At 69.4% G+C, this 18,042-nt stretch carries 19 protein-coding genes; 18 read left to right on the forward strand and 1 reads right to left on the reverse strand.

Going from position 1 to position 18,042, the window contains the following annotated elements; all coding sequences use genetic code 11:
* The first annotated feature begins 74 nt into the window (after positions 1-74).
* The 17 genes from CH341_RS03705 (at position 75) to CH341_RS03785 (ending at position 15,084) form a co-directional block, all read left to right on the forward strand.
* The gene (locus CH341_RS03705; RefSeq protein WP_111417683.1) at positions 75-935 is read left to right on the forward strand and encodes a branched-chain amino acid ABC transporter permease; all 861 of its coding nucleotides are present in this window, start codon (positions 75-77) and stop codon (positions 933-935) included.
* The gene (locus tag CH341_RS03710; RefSeq protein WP_111417684.1) at positions 932-2,002 is read left to right on the forward strand and encodes a branched-chain amino acid ABC transporter permease; all 1,071 of its coding nucleotides are present in this window, start codon (positions 932-934) and stop codon (positions 2,000-2,002) included. Before CH341_RS03705 ends, CH341_RS03710 begins: the two co-directional genes overlap by 4 nt.
* The gene (locus CH341_RS03715) at positions 1,999-2,766 is read left to right on the forward strand and encodes an ABC transporter ATP-binding protein (RefSeq protein ID WP_111417700.1); all 768 of its coding nucleotides are present in this window, start codon (positions 1,999-2,001) and stop codon (positions 2,764-2,766) included. The genes CH341_RS03710 and CH341_RS03715 overlap by 4 nt, the downstream gene beginning before the upstream one ends.
* Complete coding sequence (locus CH341_RS03720; RefSeq protein ID WP_111417685.1) at positions 2,759-3,499, forward strand: ABC transporter ATP-binding protein; 741 nt, start codon at positions 2,759-2,761, stop codon at positions 3,497-3,499. Before CH341_RS03715 ends, CH341_RS03720 begins: the two co-directional genes overlap by 8 nt.
* A 56-nt stretch (positions 3,500-3,555) precedes the next feature.
* On the forward strand, positions 3,556-4,659 hold the full coding sequence (locus CH341_RS03725) for a cobalamin-independent methionine synthase II family protein (protein ID WP_111417686.1): 1,104 nt from the start codon (positions 3,556-3,558) through the stop codon (positions 4,657-4,659).
* Positions 4,660-4,804: 145 nt separating this feature from the next.
* On the forward strand, positions 4,805-5,938 hold the full coding sequence (locus tag CH341_RS03730; RefSeq protein ID WP_111417687.1) for a CaiB/BaiF CoA transferase family protein: 1,134 nt from the start codon (positions 4,805-4,807) through the stop codon (positions 5,936-5,938).
* A complete protein-coding gene (locus CH341_RS03735) occupies positions 5,935-6,942 on the forward strand; it encodes a glucokinase (RefSeq protein ID WP_170149455.1) in 1,008 nt (335 codons plus the stop codon). Before CH341_RS03730 ends, CH341_RS03735 begins: the two co-directional genes overlap by 4 nt.
* A 205-nt stretch (positions 6,943-7,147) precedes the next feature.
* Entirely contained in the window at positions 7,148-7,657 is a 510-nt protein-coding gene (locus CH341_RS03740; protein ID WP_111417689.1) for a GNAT family N-acetyltransferase, read from the forward strand.
* 228 nt (positions 7,658-7,885) lie between these two features.
* Positions 7,886-8,935 carry a MaoC family dehydratase gene (locus CH341_RS03745; protein WP_111417690.1) on the forward strand — a complete coding sequence of 350 codons (1,050 nt, stop codon included), beginning with the start codon at positions 7,886-7,888 and terminating at the stop codon, positions 8,933-8,935.
* Between the two features lie 140 nt (positions 8,936-9,075).
* Complete coding sequence (gene sdhC / locus CH341_RS03750) at positions 9,076-9,486, forward strand: succinate dehydrogenase, cytochrome b556 subunit (protein ID WP_111417691.1); 411 nt, start codon at positions 9,076-9,078, stop codon at positions 9,484-9,486.
* Positions 9,483-9,872: a succinate dehydrogenase, hydrophobic membrane anchor protein gene (gene sdhD / locus CH341_RS03755; RefSeq protein ID WP_111417692.1), complete on the forward strand. Its 390-nt coding sequence runs from the start codon at positions 9,483-9,485 to the stop codon at positions 9,870-9,872. The genes sdhC and sdhD overlap by 4 nt, the downstream gene beginning before the upstream one ends.
* A gap of 3 nt (positions 9,873-9,875) precedes the next feature.
* Positions 9,876-11,711: a succinate dehydrogenase flavoprotein subunit gene (gene sdhA / locus CH341_RS03760; protein WP_111417693.1), complete on the forward strand. Its 1,836-nt coding sequence runs from the start codon at positions 9,876-9,878 to the stop codon at positions 11,709-11,711.
* Positions 11,712-11,713: 2 nt separating this feature from the next.
* Complete coding sequence (locus CH341_RS03765; protein ID WP_111417694.1) at positions 11,714-12,496, forward strand: succinate dehydrogenase iron-sulfur subunit; 783 nt, start codon at positions 11,714-11,716, stop codon at positions 12,494-12,496.
* A gap of 72 nt (positions 12,497-12,568) precedes the next feature.
* Positions 12,569-12,958, forward strand: coding sequence for a VOC family protein (locus tag CH341_RS03770; RefSeq protein ID WP_111417695.1), 390 nt, complete (start codon positions 12,569-12,571; stop codon positions 12,956-12,958).
* Between the two features lie 70 nt (positions 12,959-13,028).
* A complete protein-coding gene (locus CH341_RS03775) occupies positions 13,029-13,286 on the forward strand; it encodes a hypothetical protein (protein WP_245430862.1) in 258 nt (85 codons plus the stop codon).
* A 192-nt stretch (positions 13,287-13,478) separates the two neighbouring features.
* The gene (locus tag CH341_RS03780) at positions 13,479-14,279 is read left to right on the forward strand and encodes a DUF2092 domain-containing protein (RefSeq protein ID WP_111417696.1); all 801 of its coding nucleotides are present in this window, start codon (positions 13,479-13,481) and stop codon (positions 14,277-14,279) included.
* A 514-nt stretch (positions 14,280-14,793) separates the two neighbouring features.
* On the forward strand, positions 14,794-15,084 hold the full coding sequence (locus CH341_RS03785; protein WP_111417697.1) for a hypothetical protein: 291 nt from the start codon (positions 14,794-14,796) through the stop codon (positions 15,082-15,084).
* A gap of 67 nt (positions 15,085-15,151) precedes the next feature.
* Here the strand turns inward: CH341_RS03785 and CH341_RS03790 are convergent, their stop codons facing one another.
* Positions 15,152-16,159, reverse strand: coding sequence for a zinc-dependent alcohol dehydrogenase (locus CH341_RS03790; RefSeq protein WP_245430863.1), 1,008 nt, complete (start codon positions 16,157-16,159; stop codon positions 15,152-15,154).
* Between the two features lie 79 nt (positions 16,160-16,238).
* Here CH341_RS03790 and mdoH point away from each other — a divergent pair.
* A partial coding sequence (gene mdoH / locus CH341_RS03795) for a glucans biosynthesis glucosyltransferase MdoH (protein ID WP_111417698.1) occupies positions 16,239-18,042 on the forward strand: 1,804 nt, incomplete at its 3' end.

The following is an 18,042-nucleotide window of genomic DNA, read 5'->3' on the forward strand; positions in this document are numbered from 1 at the left end:
CCTGCGGCGCACCCCGACCCTCCCCCTCCAGGGGAGGGTGAAGACGAGGTCCACCCGACAGCACGGCAGGCCGCATGGTCACTATCCTGTTCGACGGCATCGCCTACGGCATGCTCCTGTTCGTGCTGGCCGCCGGCCTGTCGGTGACGCTCGGGCTGATGAACTTCGTCAACCTGGCGCATGGCGCCTTCGCCATGGCGGGGGGCTATGCCGCCCTCGTCGTGGTCAACCGGCTCGGCGTGCCGTTCGCCCTCGGGCTCGTCTGCGCCTTCCTGTTCTCGGCGGCGCTCGGTGCGCTGCTGGAGCGCACCCTCTACGTCCACGTCTACGCCAAGAGCCATCTCGACCAGGTGCTGTTCACCATCGGGCTGGTCTTCATGTCGGTCGCGATCGTCGACTACACCATGGGCTCGTCGCAGCAGTTCATCGCGATCCCGCCGTCCCTGCAGGGGCAGGTGACGGTGTTCGGCCTCGGGATGAGCAAGTACCGGCTGATGATCATCGTCATCTGCGGGATCCTGACGCTGCTGCTGCAGCTCGGGCTGACGCGCACGCGTTTCGGCAGCCGGTTGCGCGCCGCCGTCGACGACCAGCGCGTCGCCCGCGGGCTCGGCATCAATGTCGGCGCCGTGTTCGCGTTCACGTTCGCGCTCGGATCGGGCCTCGCCGGCCTCGGCGGGGCGCTGGGTGCGGAAATTCTCGGGCTCGATCCGATCTTTCCGCTCAAATACATGATCTACTTCCTGATCGTCGTGACGGTGGGCGGCACCTCGTCGATCACCGGGCCGTTCCTCGCCTCGCTGCTTCTCGGCATCGGCGACGTCGCCGGCAAGTACTACGTCCCGCAGTTCGGCGCCTTCGTCATCTACACGATCATGATCGTGGTGCTGATCTGGCGGCCGCAGGGCCTGTTCGTGCGAAAGGGCGCGCGATGAGAGGCCCCGACGTGTCGACGTCCGCCGCGCTGGCGAGCGCGATCTCGGCGCAGTTCTCGGCGCGGGCGCGCTGGTCGCCGCTCGAGATGGTGTTCTGGCTCGGTGCGTTCTCGACCATCTGGCTTCTGCCCGAGCAGCATTTGATCCTCACCGAGATCGTGATCTGGGCGCTGCTGGCGCTCTCGCTCGACCTGATCCTCGGCTATGCCGGAATCATATCGCTCGGCCACGCGGCCTTCTTCGGTGTCGGCGCCTACACGGCCGGGCTCCTGGCCAAGCACGCGCTGGTCGGCGAGCCGGTGCTGGCGCTGCTGGTGTCGGGTCTCGCCGGCGGGGCCTTCGGCTTCGCCACCAGCTTCCTGGTGCTGCGCGGCACCGATCTCACGCGCCTGATGGTGACGCTCGGGGTCGCGCTGCTGGTGCGCGAGATCGCCAATCGGGCCGCCTGGCTCACCGGCGGCGCCGACGGCCTGCAGGGCATCGACATGCAGCCGGTGCTCGGGCTGTTCCGTTTCGACCTCTACGGCCACACCGCGTACATCTACAGCCTCACGGTGCTGTTCGTGCTGTTCCTGCTGGCGCGCCGCGTCGTCGGCTCGCCCTTCGGCCTGTCGCTGCTCGCCATCAAGGGCAATCCGCTGCGCGCCTCCGCGGTCGGCATCGGCCAGACCTGGCGCCTGGTCGGCATCTACACGCTCGCCGCCGCCTATGCCGGGATCGCCGGGGGGCTGCTGACCCAGACCACCGCCTTCACGTCGCTCGAGTCGCTCTCCTTCGACCGCTCGGCCGACGCCCTCCTGGTGCTGATCATCGGCGGCACCGGCCATCTCTACGGCGGGCTGATCGGGGCCGTGGTGTTCCGCTTCGCGCAGGACTGGATCTCCACGGCGACGCCGCAATACTGGCAGTTCTGGATCGGCCTGTTCCTGGTGCTGATCGTGCTGGTCGGCCGCGACCGCATCGGCGGCTGGTTCGCGCCGTTGCGCCGGCTCGCCGACCGGATCTCCGGCTGGCGGCCGTGGAGGCCCGGCCCCGCCGCGGCGCCGGACGAGGGGGGACGACCGTGACGTCCACGACCACCACACCGGCCCTGGAGACCCGGGCGCTGGAAAAGCGCTTCGGCGGCATCGTCGCCTCCAACCAGGTCTCGATCGCGATCGCGCGCGGCGCGCGTCACGCCCTCATCGGCCCGAACGGCGCCGGCAAGACCACGCTGGTCAATATGCTGACCGGCGTGCTGAAGCCGTCCGGCGGCCAGATTCTTCTCGACGGGCGCGACATCACCATCCTGGATCCGCACGAAAGAGTGCGGCTCGGCATCGCCCGCACGTTCCAGATCAACCAGCTCTTCGCCGATCTCACGCCCGTGGAGACTCTCGGCCTCGCCATCTCCGAGCGGCTCGGCACCGGCACGCATTTCTGGCGGGTGCCCGGCACCCGTCCCGAGGTGGTGGACGAGATCGCCGCACTGCTGGAGCGGTTCCGCCTCACCGACGTCATGCACGAGCGCACCGCGGTGCTGCCCTACGGCAAGCAGCGCCTGCTGGAGATCGCGCTCGCCTTCGCGTGCCGGCCCCGCGTGCTGCTGCTCGACGAGCCGGCCGCCGGCGTTCCGGACGCCGAGCGGCACGAGATTCTCGCGGCCGTCGCCGGCCTGCCGACCGACGTCACGGTGCTGCTGATCGAGCACGACATGGACATTGTCTTCACCTTCGCGGACCGCATCTCGGTGCTGGTCAACGGCCAGCTCTTCGTCGAAGGAACCCCGGACGAGGTGGCCAGGGATCCGCGCGTCAAGGCCGTGTATCTCGGAGAATCGCTCGATGCCTGAGCTTCTGGAGATCGAGCGGCTCTCGGCCGGCTACGGCGAGGCCGTGGTGCTCGCCGACATCTCGCTGACGCTCGCCGAAGGCCAGTCGCTGGCGCTGCTCGGCCGCAACGGCATGGGCAAGACGACGCTGGTCAACTCGATCGTCGGAGTGACCCGCTGGCGCGGCGGTACCATCCGGCTCGCTGGCCGCGACGTCACCAGGCTCAGGCCCGACCAGCGGGCGCATGCCGGCATCGGCTGGGTGCCGCAGGAGCGCAACATCTTCAAGTCGCTCACCGTGCACGAGAACCTCACCGCCGTGGCGCGGCCGGGGGCATGGACGCCGGACAAGGTCTATGGTCTGTTCCCGAGGCTCGCCGAGCGTCGCGGGAACCTCGGGAACCAGCTCTCCGGCGGCGAGCAGCAGATGCTGGCGATCGGCCGTGCGCTGGTGCTCAATCCGCGCCTCGTGCTGCTCGACGAGCCGCTGGAGGGCCTGGCGCCCATCATCGTGGAGGAACTCATCGCCGCGCTCGCCCGCATCACCCGGTCGGAAGGGCTTTCCGCCATTCTGGTCGAGCAGAACGCCCACAAGATTCTGGGTGTCACCGACCGCGCCGTGGTGCTGGAGCGCGGCAGCGTGGTCCATACCGGCGACAGCGCGGCGCTGCGGGCCGACCGGGCCGTGCTCGAGTCCCTGCTGGGCGTGAGCCACGGCGGGCCGAAGCGCGCCGGTGCCGGTCCCGTGCATTGACGACGACCATCCGTTTTGACGCGGTGCCCATGCGCCGCCCCGTTCAGGAGATGCCGATGCCCCGCTCGCGAGCGCCGTTTCGTGCCGACCAGGTCGGAAGCCTGCTGCGTCCTGCCGCCCTCAAGGAGGCGCGGGCGCGACTCCATGCCGGAACGGAGTCCGTGGACGAGCTTCATCGGGTCGAGGACGAGGAGATTCGCCGCATCATCCGGAAGCAGGAGGAGATCGGACTCCAGTCCGTCACCGACGGCGAGTTCCGCCGGTCCTGGTGGCATTTCGACTTCCTGAAGGGGCTCGACGGCGTCGAGGGGTTCGAGGCGCAGGCCGGCATCCAGTTCCATGGCGTGCAGACCCGGGCCGAAGGGGTCCGCGTCACCGGGCGGGTCGGCTTCTCCGGCCATCCGATGCTGGAGCATTTCAAGTTCCTGAAGGCCAACACCAAGGTCGTTCCGAAGATGACGATCCCCTCGCCGTCCGTGCTGCATTTCCGCGGCGGCCGCAAGGAGATCAGCAGCACCGTCTATCCGCAGCTCGACGCCTTCTTCGACGACCTCGCGCGGGCCTACAAGAAGGCCGTGAAGGCCTTCTACGACGCCGGCTGCCGGTATCTCCAGTTCGACGACACCGTATGGGCCTATCTGTGCTCGAAGGAGCAGCTCCAGCTCGCCCGCGATCGCGGCGAGGAGGTCGAGAAGCTGCCTCGCATCTATGCCGACGTGATCAACTACGCGATCGCCGATCGGCCCCACGACATGGTGATCACGACGCATGTCTGCCGTGGCAATTTCCGCTCCACCTGGGTGAGCGAGGGCGGCTACGAGCCGGTGGCCGAGCGGCTGCTCGCCGGCATCGACTACGACGGCTACTTCCTGGAATACGATACCGAGCGCGCCGGCGGATTCGAGCCGTTGCGATATTTGCCGAAGGGCAAGAAGGTCGTCGTGCTCGGCCTCGTCACGTCGAAGTCCGGCACCCTCGAGAGCGCGGACGCGGTCAAGCGCCGCATCGAGGAGGCGTCGAAATTCGCACCGCTCGATCAGCTGGCGCTGAGCCCGCAATGCGGGTTCGCTTCCACCGAGGAAGGCAACCTGCTCGCCGAGGAGGAGCAGTGGGCGAAGCTCGCCATGATCGTCGACATCGCCAACGACGTCTGGAAGTGAGGCGCACCCGCGCTGTCTCGGAGTCGCCTCGTTCGACGCACGGGGAGAGGTCGGCTCTGCGCATTGCCGAGGCGTGCCTTGCGATTTTCGGGTGAGGCGATATGTGAGGTCGACGTCCTCGTCCCCTCCGCGCCGGATCTCGCGTATGCCGCTTCCTCTTTCCGGACTTCTCGTCGTCTCCCTGGAGCAGGCCGTCGCGGCGCCGCTGGCGACCTGCCGGCTCGCCGACGCCGGCGCGCGGGTCGTCAAGATCGAGCGACCGGAAGGGGATTTTGCTCGGGGTTACGATTCGCTGGCGAAGGGCGAGAGCATCCATTTCGTCTGGCTGAACCGCGGCAAGGAGTCGGTCGTCCTCGATCTGACCCGTGACGACGACACGTCGTTGCTGGCCGCGCTTCTGGCCCGCGCCGACGTGCTGGTGCAGAATCTCAAGCCCGGGGCTCTGAAGAAGCTCGGCTTCGATCCGCTGCGCCTGCGCGAGGCGCATCCGCGCCTGATCGTCTGCTCGATCTCCGGCTACGGCGAGACCGGGCCCTATGCGCAACGCAAGGCCTACGATCTCCTGGTGCAGGCAGAGACCGGCCTCGCCTCGGTCACGGGCGGGCCGAGCGAGCCGTCCCGGGCCGGCTGCTCGGTCGCCGACATCGCCGCCGGACTCGCTGCCTACGAGGCGGTGCTGGAGGCTCTGATCGCGCGCGGCCGCACCGGCGAGGGGGCGCTGCTCGCGGTCTCGCTGTTCGATGCGCTCGCCGAGTGGATGACGGTGCCGCTGCTTCAGCACGAAGGCGGCAAGACCCCGCAGCGGATCGGTCTCGCTCATCCGGGCATCGCCCCCTACGGCGTGTTCGCGAGCCGCGACGGCGACGCGGTGCTGATCTCGATCCAGAACGACCGCGAGTGGCGCATCCTGGCCCGCGACGTGCTGGGCGACGCGGCGCTCGCCGACGACCCGAACTTCGCCACCAATGTCGCCCGCATGGCTCGGCGCGGCGAGACCGACGCGCGGGTGCAGGCCGTGTTCGGCAGGCTCGCCACCGACGCGCTGGTCGAAAGCTTGGCAGCGGCCGAGATCGCCTTCGCACGCGTCAACGACATGGCCGCACTGGCGCAGCATCCGCAGCTTCGCCGCATCACGGTCGAGACGCCGCACGGGCCGGTGCCGTATCCGGCCCCGCCGCGGCCGGCATGCGACGGCTACGGTCCGGTGCCGGCGCTCGGGGCACACACCGACCGGGTGCGCAAGGAGTTCATGCCGATGCCGACGGATGTGCCAGCATGACCGTGACCCTGATCGCCGATATCGGCGGGAGCAACATCCGGCTCGCCGTCACCGGACCGGCGGCGCGTCCGACCCAAATGCGTGCCGCGGCCAACGATCGCGTCGACGACATCGACGGTGCGATCGCGGCCTATCTGGCCGAGACCGGCGCGACGCCCGAGGCGGCCGTGCTGGCCGTCGCCGGTCCCGTGCAGGGCCGCAGGATCGCGCTCACCAACCGCGATTGGGTGCTCGATCTCGACCGCATCGAGCGCCGGTTCGGCTTCCGTTGGGCCTGCGCGGTCAACGATTTCGAGGCCCTCGCCTGGGCCCTCCCCGAGTTCGGGCCCGAGGATCTGCGTCCGCTCGGATCCGGCCTGCCGACTCGCGCCGGGCCGGTCGCGGTGCTCGGGCCGGGCACCGGGCTCGGCGTCTCGGCGCTGGTTCCTGAGGAGGGCGACCGCTGGACCTCGGTGGCGAGCGAGGCCGGGCACGTGTCCTTCGGGCCGGCCGCGCCGGACGAATGGCCGGTGTTCGAGCGCGTCGCCGCGACCGTCGAGGCGGTGTCGGCCGAGACGGTGATCTCGGGCGCGGGGCTCGGCCGGCTCTACGCCGCGCTTCATCCCGACAGGCCGCCGCTGACGGCCGCCGAGATCGACGCCGCGGCCGAAAGGTCCGATCCGGCGGCAACGCGTGCCGTGGCGCTGTTCGTGAGGTTGCTCGGCCGTTTCGCCGGCGATGTGGCACTCGCGTTCAAGACCACGGGCGGCGTCTATGTCGGCGGCGGCGTCGCCCAGAAGCTCGGCTCGTCGATCGACGGAGCCGCGTTCCGCGTGGCCTTCGAACGACATCCGGCGATGCGGCACGTGCTGGAGAAGATCCCGACCGCGCTCGTCACCTGCAGCGAGCCCGGGCTGCTCGGCTGTGCCGCCTACGCGGCCCATCTGATGCGGCACGGCGCATCCGGACGCGACTCCGCGCCGCGCCGGATCGAGTCGGAGATCACGTCGCATCGAGCGCGCTGAAGCGCTGCATGCTGGCGCACTCCGCGTCTGACATTTGCGTGAGAGTGACGCGACGACACGAGTTCGGACATGTCGCTCTTGTGCTCAAAACCCGATCAGACGCGGGTTACCGGAATGTGTCCATGGCGCAACAGTCCCGGATACGCTGCAAGATACGTATCTGCGCCCTCTTGATGCGCGTCGGCGCGTTGGTTCTAATCGTCGCATGAGCACCGTCCTGATCGAGATTCGCCGTGCCAAAGCCTCCGATGCGACATCGGTCGCGGCGGCGCACGACGAGGCCTGGCGGTCGGCCTACCGCGGCATCATCCCGGGCCCCGAGCTCGAGAAGCTGGTGACGCGGCGCGGTCCGGCCTGGTGGGACGGCGCGATCCGCAAAGGCAGTCGCGTCTCGCTCTTCGTCTTCGGCGACACGATCGCGGGCTACTCCAACTATGGCCGTAACCGGGCGCGCAGCCTTCCCTACGAGGGCGAGGTCTACGAGCTCTACATGCGGCCGGAGTTCCAGGGCCTCGGCTTCGGCCGTCGCTTGTTCACGGCGGCGCGCCGCGATCTCGCCCAGAACGGCATGAAGAGCGTCGTCGTGTGGGCGCTGTCCGACAACGAGCCGGCGCTGGACTTCTACCGCGCGCTGGGCGGCCGCCCGGTGGCGCGCTCGTCCGAGACCTTCGGCACCAAGACGCTCGACAAGATCGCCTTCGCCTGGCCGGCCTGACGTCGGCGTGCCCGGACGAGGCGTGTCGGACCACGGGTCCGATGGGTCGCGGAGCCGGGGCCCTGCGGCGTCGGTGATCGCGTCGTGCCGTCCACTCGGCGCAGGGTTGCGGGTGACCGACGCCGCCCGTCTTTCTGCCAATTGCCAAGTCCCTGTGCACCGCGCTACGACTCGACCAATCCCAACGCGACCTTCCAAAACGCCACCGACCCCCCGGTGCCTCGTCCGATGGCCAAGACCAGCGCGGGCCGCTACTTCGAAGACTTCCGGATCGGTGACGTCATCCGGCACGCGGTGCCGAGAACCGTCACGGCCGGGGACGTCGCACTCTACACGGCCCTGTACGGGCCCCGCTTCGCGATGCAGAGTTCGGACGCCTTCGCTCGGGCGGTCGGCTACCCGCAAGCGCCGGTCGACGATCTCCTGGTCTTCCATGTGGTGTTCGGCAAGACCGTGCCGGACATCTCCCTCAACGCGGTGGCGAATCTGGGCTACGCCGAGGGACGCTTCCTGGCGGCCGTCTATCCCGGCGACACGCTGACGGCGACCTCCGAGGTGATCGGCCTCAAGGAGAACTCCAGCCGCCGCACCGGCGTCGTCTATGTCCGCTCGACCGGGTGGCGCCAGGACGGCGAGAAGGTTCTCGAATACGTCCGCTGGGTCATGGTCAACAAGCGCGACGAGGCGGCCAGGCCGCACGCCGAGCTCGTCCCGGATCTCGCCACCCTGGTCGAGCCGGCGGCGCTGGGGGCCGCCTGCCCGCGGATCGACACCGCCGCCTGGGACTTCGGCCTGTCGGGGGCGCCGCACCGGTTCGGCGACTACGCGGTCGGCGAGAAGATCGACCACGTCGACGGCATGACGGTCCAGGAGGCCGAGCACCAGCTCGCGACGCGCCTCTACCAGAACACGGCCAAGGTGCACTTCAACCAGTTCCTGCAGGTGCGCACCCGGATCGGCCGGCGGCTGATCTATGGCGGCCACGTCATCTCGTTGGCCCGTGCACTGTCCTACAACGGGCTCGCCAACGTCTTCCACATCGACGCGATCAACAGCGGATCGCACGTCTCGCCGCTGTTCGCGAGCGACACCGTGTTCGCCTGGTCCGAGGTGCTCGGCACCGCCGATCTCCCGGGGCGCGACGATGTCGGGGCGCTGCGCCTGCGGCTCGTCGCCACCAAGGATCGCACCTGCGAGGAGCATCCGCTGCGCGTCGGGCACGACTACGAGCCCGGCGTCATTCTCGACCTCGACTACTGGGCCCTGGTGCCCCGCTGACCGTCGTCGGAGGGGGCTGTTCGGCGGCCCGTTCGGCATGCAACCATGTCGGCTCCGGCATCCACCGCAAGCCGTCGATTCGGCATTGCACAACAGACGCGCTTCTGCTTCAAGGTACTGGCCTTCATTGGAGTAATTCCATGGCTGAACGCCCGGCGCGGGTCGAGCGGCCGCTTTCGCCGCACCTCCAAATCTACCGCCTGACCTTCACGTTCCTGATGTCCGGTTTCCACCGGGTGACGGGGATCGTCCTGTATCTCGGCTTCCTGCTCGTGGTCTGGTGGCTCCTCGCCGCCGCCTCCGGCCCCAATGCCTATGCTTGGGTCCAGTGGTTCATGAGCACATGGATCGGGCGGCTGGTGCTGCTCGGGTTCAGCTGGGGCCTGATTCACCACTCGCTCGGCGGCGTCCGCCACCTGATCTGGGACACGGGCTCCGGCTTCGCTCCCAACGAGCGCGAGTGGCTGGCCCGGATGACGCTGATCGGGTCCATCTCGCTGACCCTGGTCGCCTGGATCGTCGGCGGCTTCGTGATGGGAGGCCTGCGATGAAGTCGACCAGCATCCGCACCCCGATCGGCAAGGTTCGCGGGCTCGGCTCGGCCAAGTCCGGCACCGAGCACTGGTGGGAGATGCGCCTCACCTCGATCGCGCTCCTGCCGCTGACGCTGGCCGCGATCGTCATCGTGATCTCGCTGATCGGCCGCAACCATGCCGCCGTGGTGCAGATCCTGGGCTCGCCGCTGGTCGCCATCACCATGCTGCTGTGGGTCTACGCGGTCACCCTGCACATGCGGCTGGGGCTCCAGTCCGTGATCGAGGACTACGTGTACGGCAAGGCCATGAAGACCGGCCTGCTGATCGGCAACACGTTCCTGACGATCGTGCTCTGGCTGGCCTGCACCTACGCGATCCTCAAGCTTTCCTTCGGAGTCTGATCGATGGCCGTCAACGGTTCCGGAAACGGCGGAGCGCCGGCGGTGAACGGCCGGGCCTACCCGCTCGAAGACCACACCTACGACGTCGTCGTGGTCGGTGCCGGCGGCGCCGGCCTGCGCGCCGTCGTCGGCTGCAGCGAGGCGGGCCTGCGGACCGCCTGCCTGACCAAGGTGTTTCCGACCCGCTCCCACACCGTGGCGGCGCAGGGCGGCATCTCGGCCGCCCTCGGCAACATGGGTCCGGACGACTGGCGCTGGCACATGTACGACACCGTCAAGGGGTCGGACTGGCTGGGCGACCAGGACACCATCGAGTACATGTGCCGCAACGCGCCGGCCGCCGTCTACGAGCTCGAGCACTGGGGCGTGCCCTTCTCGCGCACCGAGGAAGGCAAGATCTACCAGCGCCCGTTCGGCGGCATGACGACGAACTACGGCCAGGGCATCGCCCAGCGCACCTGCGCGGCGGCCGACCGCACCGGCCACGCCATGCTGCACACGCTGTACGGCGCCGCCCTCAAGCATTCGGCCGAGTTCCTGGTCGAATACTTCGTGCTCGATCTGATCATGGACGACGAGGGCGCCTGTCGCGGCGTCATCGCTCTCAACATGGACGACGGCACGCTGCACCGCTTCCGCGCCCAGATGACCATCCTGGCGACGGGCGGCTACGGCCGCGCCTACTACTCCTGCACGGGCGCCCACACCCAGACCGGCGACGGCAACGCCATGGTGCTGCGCGCCGGCCTGCCGCTGCAGGACATGGAGTTCGTCCAGTTCCACCCGACCGGCATCTACGGCTCGGGCTGCCTGATCACCGAGGGCTCGCGCGGCGAGGGTGGTTACCTCGTCAATTCCGAGGGCGAGCGCTTCATGGAGCGCTACGCGCCGTCGGCCAAGGATCTGGCGTCGCGCGACGTCGTCTCGCGCGCCATGACCATCGAGATTCGCGAGGGCCGCGGCGTCGGCAAGAGCAAGGACCACATCTTCCTGCACCTCGACCATCTCGACCCGAAGATCCTGCACGAGCGCCTGCCCGGCATCTCGGAAAGCGCCAAGATCTTCGCCGGCGTCGACGTCACCAAGGAGCCGATCCCGGTCATCCCGACCGTCCACTACAACATGGGCGGCATCGCCACGAACTATCACGGCGAGGTGGTGGTCCGGAAAGACGGCAACCCCGACTTCGTCGTGCCCGGCCTGATGGCTCTGGGCGAGGCGGCCTGCGTCTCGGTGCACGGCGCCAACCGTCTCGGCTCCAACTCGCTGATCGACCTCGTGGTGTTCGGCCGCGCCGCGGCCCTGCGCTGCGCCGAGGTGCTGGAGGCCGGCGCCAGCCAGCCGACGCTGCCGAGCGTCTCCACCGACAAGGCGCTTGCCCGTCTCGACCGCTTCCGCAACGCCTCCGGCGCGACGCCGACGGCCGAGCTGCGCAGCCGCATGCAGCGGGTGATGCAGTCGAATTGCGCGGTGTTCCGCACCGGCGAAGTGCTGGCCGAGGGCGTCAAGCTGATCGACGAGGTTCTGGCCGGTGCCGCCGACGTGAAGGTCTCGGACCGCTCGCTGATCTGGAACACCGACCTGATGGAGACGCTGGAGTTCGACAATCTCATCGCCCAGGCGGTGGTGACCATGAACTCCGCCGTCAATCGCACCGAGAGCCGCGGCGCACACGCCCGCGAAGACTACCCGGATCGCGACGACAAGGAGTGGATGAAGCACACGCTGGCGTGGCTCGATCCCGAAAGCCGTAAGGTGACGATCGACTACCGCCCGGTGCACACCTACACGATGACGAACGAAATCTCGTACATCGAGCCCAAGGCGAGGGTTTACTGACAATGGTCGAATTCACCCTGCCCAAGAACTCGCGGGTCACCGACGGGAAGGTGTGGCCGAAGCCCGACGGTGCGACCAACACGCGCGAGTTCCGCGTCTATCGCTGGAACCCGGACGACGGGAAGAACCCGCGTGTCGACACCTTCACGGTCGATCTCCACGACTGCGGTCCGATGGTTCTCGACGCGCTGTTGTGGATCAAGAACAAGATCGATCCGACGCTGACCTTCCGGCGGTCGTGCCGCGAGGGCATCTGCGGCTCCTGCGCCATGAACATCGACGGCGTCAACACGCTCGCCTGCACCAAGGACATGGGCGAGATCAAAGGGTCCGTGACGGTCTACCCGCTGCCGCACCAGCCGGTGGTCAAGGATCTGGTGCCGGATCTCACCAACTTCTTCGCCCAGCACGCGCTGGTGCAGCCCTGGCTGCAGACCGAGACGGTGGCGCCCGAGAAGGAGTGGACCCAGAGCAAGGAGGACCGCGAGAAGCTCGACGGCCTCTACGAGTGCATCCTGTGCGCCTGCTGCTCGACCTCGTGCCCGGAATACTGGTGGAATCCGGACCGTTATCTCGGCCCGGCCGCGCTGTTGCACGCCTATCGCTGGGTCATCGATTCGCGCGACGAGGCGACCGGCGAGCGGCTCGACCAGCTCGAGGATCCGTTCCGCCTGTTCCGCTGCGTCACCATCATGAACTGCTCGAAGGCCTGCCCGAAGGGCCTCAACCCGGCCAAGGCCATCGCCGAGCTCAAGAAGCTGATGGTCGAGCGCCAGAAGACCTGAACTCGCTCCAACGTCTTCGAATTCAGTCGGGACGGCCGAAGGGCCGTCCCGAAGTCAGTGGGAGAACAAAACGTGATCGATCATCTCGGCTTTCCAGTATCGGACTATGCGCGGTCGCGCGATTTCTATGCCGCGGCGTTGGCGCCGCTCGGCTACGGCATCGTGATGGAGTTCGGTCCGGACGAGACAGACATGGGCCATTCGGCGGCTGGCTTCGGCCGGGACGGCAAGCCGGACTTCTGGATCGGCGGGGAAGGGGGCCTGCAGGGCGTCCTCCACGTCGCGCTCGCGGCGCCGGACCGGGCGACCGTGGACGCTTTCCATGCCGCCGCCATGGCGGCCGGCGCCGTCGACAACGGCCCCCCCGGTCTGCGGCCGCATTATCACCCGAACTATTACGCCGCTTTCGTGCGCGATCCGGACGGCCACAATATCGAGGTCGTCTGTCACGCACCGGCCTGACACGACGCCGCGGTGCCGGAACCGTGTCGGCTCGCCCCGGGTTGGCCCCGGAACGGCGAGCGAGGGATACATGAAGAGCATCGACGCGAGTTCGGCCTTTCCAGCGGAGCCCGCAGGGCCCACCGGCCCGCACATTCCGGCGGGCCCGGGACCGGTCCTGCCGGATCCGCCGGTACTTCCCGATCCCGCCGAGCCGCCCGTGCCCGGGCCGGCCGGCCCGCGCAGCCCCTATCCGGTCAACGATCCCGGCATCGCCGATCCGAACAAGCCAGGCTCGGAGCCCGACTACGTGCCTCCCGTCCAGCCGGGCGGACCCGGCCAGATGTGAGCCCAAGGGGTCCCGACCATGAAGTGCCTTTCGGTCACCCGAGAAGGGTGAAGGCGGGGGCCGCGGTCGTCGTCGAGGTTCGCTCGTGGCGCGGTGCAATATTACTAACTATTTCGATTAGATAAGTCATTTCTTCATTTGTCCGGGTCTGAATGGCGGCGCCCCCGCGTCATCCAGCTCGGACCTCGTCGCATGATCCAGACAGTCAGACGCTTGGTTCCCAAGCTCACGGCCGTGGCCGCAACCCTGCTGATGATGGGCGCAGCCGGACCGACCGAGGCCGCGCCGCGCGGCAAGGACGGACCACGCCCCAACCCGGTCGACCCGGCCGTGGTGGCGGCCTTCGATCGCATGGGCGCCTATGTCGCCGGCCTCGCCGGCTTCGAGCTCGCCACCACCTACGCGTTCGACGTCGTCGCCAGGAACGGCCAGACCGTCACGGTCGATGGCGCCGGCCAGTATCTGGTCCGGCGGCCCGACCGGCTCGCTGCCACCGTGACCAACGACCTGTTCGCCCGGACCTATGTGTACGACGGCAAGACCCTGGTCATCGCCTCGCCCTCCGAGAGGTATTACGCACGCGTTCCGGCCCGCCCGACGATCCGGGACATGCTGGCCGGTGCGGCGGCCGAGCACGCGATCGAGATTCCCGCCGCCGACCTGTTCGACCTCGGCACGCCGAACGCGCCCACCAAAGGCATCACCAGCGCCTTCCGGGTCGGCACTGCGACGATCGCGGGCGAGGCCGCGGAGCATTTCGCCTTCCGCAGCAAGGACCGCGACTGGGAGGTCTGGATTCGGGCCGGCGACAAGCCCGTGCCGCTTCGCTTCACCCTGATCGATCGCGCCCAGCCGGCGGCGCCCCGCTACACCGTCACGCTCGGCTGGACCGAGCGGACCGACATCCCCGACACGGCCTTCGTGTTCTCGCCGCGCCCGGACCAGACGCCGGTCGCGATCCTTCGTCTCGGCCGGAAGCAGGGGAGCAACTGACATGCGCGCGATGCTGGTCGGCCCGCGCTGCGGGTCCATTCGGACACTCCTTCTCGGCGCCTCGGCCGTGATCCTTCTGCTCGGTCCCGACGTGTCGGCGGCACGCGACTTTGGTCGCGGCGGCTTCGATCGTGGGGGCTTCGATCGGGGCGGTTTCGATCACGGCGGCGCCGATGGGCGCGGGGGATTCCGGGCCGAGGGTTTCGATCGCGGCGACCGTGCCTTCCACGGCGCACCGATGAATCTGGGTTCGCAATTCAACGCGCCGTATCGGATGCCGGACGCCCGGCCGGCGCAGCTCCGTCCGGAGCCGCGGCCGGTTCCCGAGCCGGTTCCTGGTCCTGTCCCGGGACCCGGCCCGCGCCCCGAGCCCGGCCCCTATCCCCCTGGCCCGCATCCCGGCCCGCTTCCGGGTCCCGGTCCCGCCCCTGGTCCGGGCCCTCTCCCTGGTCCGGGCCCTCTCCCTGGTCCGGGTCCGCTCCCCGGTCCTGGTCCGCTTCCCGGTCCGGGTCCGATGCCTCCGCCGCCCCCGCTTCCTCCGCCGCCCCCGCCTTACGGCTACCATCCGGGCTACTATCCGGCCCCCTATTATCCGGACTATCGGCCGGGAGGCTGGGTGGCGCCGGCAGCGGTCGGTGCGGCGATCGCGGTCGGCTCGATCGTCAGCACGCTGCCGGACCCCTGCCAGGAGGTCATGTTCGACGGCACGGCCTACCAGCAGTGCGGCGGCACCTGGTACGAGCCGCAATTCGTCGGCAACCGGATCGTCTATGTGGTGGTCGCCCCGCCGCTGCCGACGCGCTGAGCAGGCCCGGTAGGCCGGCCCAAACGCCTGGCGCCGCCACCTTTTCGGCCGCGGCGCTGCAGCCGTTTCAGGCGCCTTCGTAATCGATCAGCGGGCACAGCACTCCGCCGGCCGGCGCGAGGATCGCCGCCATTCGGGCCGGCAGGTCGGCGAAGCGGACCGGCGGGGCCAGCAGCGCCTCCAGACGGCCGTCGGCGAGCAGCGCCAGGGCGGCCCCGAGCCTGCGGGGGTACGTCCAGCGCGGCCGTCGCGCCGGCGAAATCTGCCCGACCTGGCTGCACTTGAGCGTCAGCCGCCGGCTGTGGAACGCGCCCCCCAGCGGGGCCGCGACAGTCCCGTCCCCGTACCAGCTCATCTCCAGCACCGTCGCCTCGGTCCCGGCGAGCGAGATCGCCGTGGCGAGCCCGGCCCCGCTGGCGCTCGCATGCACGACGAGATCGCAATCGCGCGGCGCATCTTCGGGCGGAGCGAAGCGCAGGCCCAAGGCATGCGCGAGCTCGGCGCGCTCCGGGGCGATGTCCACCAGCGTCACCTCGGCGCCCGGCAGGCCGGCGCACAGGACGGCCACCAGAAGCCCCACGACACCGCCCCCGACCACGGCAATTCGGTCGGCGGGTCCAGGGCTTGCGTCCCACACGGCGTTCAGCGCCGTCTCCATGTTGGCGGCCAGGACGGCGCGGCGCGCCGGCACCGCGGCGGGCACCGGCACGACCGCGGCGGCTGGCAGCACGAAGCGAGTCTGGTGCGGATGCAGGGCGAAGACGACGCGGCCGCACAGATCCGGCCGGCCCGCCTCGACGTATCCCACCGTCGAATAACCGTATTTCACGGCGAACGGGAAGCTGCCGCCCATCCAGGGCGCCCGCATGCGCTCGTACTCGGCGGGCGGAACGCGGCCCGACGCGACCAGCCGCTCGGTGCCGCGGCTGATCGCACCATAGAGCGCGCGCACCACGACGTCGTCGGGCCCCGGTGCCGCGAGGGGCTCCTCGCGGATCTCGGCGCGGCCGGGCGCGACGTACCACAGGGCCGTGGCCAGGAGGGGACAGTCGAGTGCAACTGGTTCTGGCGTCACTCGCAATTCCGTTATTGGACCGGTGGCCCCGCCCACCGCTATACCCGCCGGCGTCGAGCTAGGGCAGGGGGCATCCCGAATGTCGACGGAGGCGACCGCGGCGCAGCCCGCGCGAGTGCGGCGCGGCCTGACGATCGGGGCGCGACGGGCCCTGTTCGCCGGGCTCGTGACGGCGACCATTGTGGGCCTGATCGCCCTGATGAGGCAAACGCTTGCACCGGGCGGACTGTCGCCTCTCGATGTCCTCCTGGTCGCCCTGTTCGCCGTGACGCTGCCGTGGACCGTCATCGGCTTCTGGAACGCCGTCATCGGCTTCTGGTTGCTGCGCTTTTCCGACGATCCGGTGGCCGCGGTGCTGCCCGTCGCGGCGCGGGTGTCTCCCCACGCGACGATCACCGGCTCGACCGCCATCCTGGTCTGCGTGCGCAACGAGGTGCCGGACAGGATCGTCCGCAGCCTGCGGCCGCTGCTGGGCGGGCTCGCGGCGGCCGGCCACGGCGCGGATTTCCACGCCTATGTGCTGAGCGACACGAGCGATTCGGCGATCGCGGTGGCCGAAGAGACGGCGTTCGCGGTGCTGGCCGCGGAGTTCTCGGGGCGGATCGCGCTGACCTATCGCCGCCGGGCCGACAATGCCGGCTTCAAGGCCGGCAACATCGCCGAGTTCTGTGAGCGTTACGGCGACGCCCACGACTACGCCGTGACGCTCGACGCCGACAGCGTGGTGCCGGCCGAGGCCGTGCTGCGGCTCGTCCGGATCGTCGAAGCCGATCCGAAGCTCGGTATTCTGCAAGGACTTGTGATCGGCCGCCCGGCGACCAGCGCGTTCGCGCGGCTGTTCCAGTACAGCATGCGGCTCGGCATGCGCTCCTACACGGTGGGAAGCGCTTGGTGGCAGGCGGATTGCGGCCCGTACTGGGGCCACAACGCGGTTCTGCGACTCGAGCCCTTCCGGAAGCACTGCGAATTGTCGGCGCTGCCGGGCACCGGGCCGCTCGGCGGCCACGTGCTCAGCCACGACCAGATCGAGGCCGTGCTGATGCGCCGGGCCGGCTACGAGGTCCGCGTGCTGCCGGAGGAAACCCTTGGATTCGAAGAAAATCCGCCGACGCTGGTGGAGTTCGTGCGGCGCGATCTGCGCTGGTGCCAGGGCAACATGCAGTACTGGCGCTTCCTCGGCCTGCCGGGGCTGCGGCCGGTCAGCCGGTACCAGCTTCTCTTTGCGATCCTGATGTTTTTCGGCTCGCCCGCGTGGGTGGCCCTGACCGTGCTGGGGCCGTTGGCGGGGCTCGGCGGGGCCGGGATCGATGTCGATGCGGCCCTGGTCCTGTTCTGGATTCTGCTGCCCATGTGGTTCGCGCCGCAGCTCGCGACCGTCCTCGACATGGTCACAAGGCCCTCCGGCGCAATGACTTTCGGCGGTCGTGCGGCGCTGTGCGGGAGCGCCGTGCTGGCCATGGGCTTCATGCAGATGCTGGTGCCGGTGATGTGGATCGCGCACTTCATCTTCCTGATCGGACTGCCGTTCGGGCGCGGGATCGGGTGGGGGGCGCAGGCCCGCGATGATCACGCCGTGCCGGCCGCCACCGCGATGCGGCTTCTGTGGCCCCAGACGGTGCTCGGACTATCGGTCCTGCTCCTTGTCTTCCTTACGGTTCCGGCCGCGCTGCCCTACGCGCTGGTGCTCGCCGCCGGGCCCGCGCTGGCCGTGCCGCTGGCCGTCGCGACGGCGTCGCCGCGGGTCGGCCGGCTGCTGCAGCGGCTGGGGATCTGCCGGCTTCCGGAGGAGCGTGACCCGCCCGCGATCCTGCGGGCGATCGACCCGGCCGCCGCCGCGCCCCTTGCCACCTCCGGCGCCACCCCCGGCGCCACTCCGGCGCCGG

It is taken from the genome of Rhodoplanes roseus (assembly GCF_003258865.1).
Lineage (GTDB): Bacteria > Pseudomonadota > Alphaproteobacteria > Rhizobiales > Xanthobacteraceae > Rhodoplanes > Rhodoplanes roseus.

Bases quoted from the DNA above. Each gene is read 5' to 3' on its own strand.
- CH341_RS03780 (WP_111417696.1), top strand. From the start codon at position 13,479: ATGATCCAGACAGTCAGACGCTTGGTTCCCAAGCTCACGGCCGTGGCC.
- CH341_RS03735 (WP_170149455.1), top strand. From the start codon at position 5,935: ATGACCGTGACCCTGATCGCCGATATCGGCGGGAGCAACATCCGGCTC.
- CH341_RS03775 (WP_245430862.1), top strand. From the start codon at position 13,029: ATGAAGAGCATCGACGCGAGTTCGGCCTTTCCAGCGGAGCCCGCAGGG.
- sdhC (WP_111417691.1), top strand. From the start codon at position 9,076: ATGGCTGAACGCCCGGCGCGGGTCGAGCGGCCGCTTTCGCCGCACCTC.
- CH341_RS03725 (WP_111417686.1), top strand. From the start codon at position 3,556: ATGCCCCGCTCGCGAGCGCCGTTTCGTGCCGACCAGGTCGGAAGCCTG.
- sdhA (WP_111417693.1), top strand. From the start codon at position 9,876: ATGGCCGTCAACGGTTCCGGAAACGGCGGAGCGCCGGCGGTGAACGGC.
- CH341_RS03720 (WP_111417685.1), top strand. From the start codon at position 2,759: ATGCCTGAGCTTCTGGAGATCGAGCGGCTCTCGGCCGGCTACGGCGAG.
- CH341_RS03745 (WP_111417690.1), top strand. From the start codon at position 7,886: ATGGCCAAGACCAGCGCGGGCCGCTACTTCGAAGACTTCCGGATCGGT.
- CH341_RS03740 (WP_111417689.1), top strand. From the start codon at position 7,148: ATGAGCACCGTCCTGATCGAGATTCGCCGTGCCAAAGCCTCCGATGCG.
- sdhD (WP_111417692.1), top strand. From the start codon at position 9,483: ATGAAGTCGACCAGCATCCGCACCCCGATCGGCAAGGTTCGCGGGCTC.
- CH341_RS03785 (WP_111417697.1), top strand. From the start codon at position 14,794: ATGCCTCCGCCGCCCCCGCTTCCTCCGCCGCCCCCGCCTTACGGCTAC.
- CH341_RS03730 (WP_111417687.1), top strand. From the start codon at position 4,805: ATGCCGCTTCCTCTTTCCGGACTTCTCGTCGTCTCCCTGGAGCAGGCC.
- CH341_RS03765 (WP_111417694.1), top strand. From the start codon at position 11,714: ATGGTCGAATTCACCCTGCCCAAGAACTCGCGGGTCACCGACGGGAAG.
- CH341_RS03705 (WP_111417683.1), top strand. From the start codon at position 75: ATGGTCACTATCCTGTTCGACGGCATCGCCTACGGCATGCTCCTGTTC.
- CH341_RS03710 (WP_111417684.1), top strand. From the start codon at position 932: ATGAGAGGCCCCGACGTGTCGACGTCCGCCGCGCTGGCGAGCGCGATC.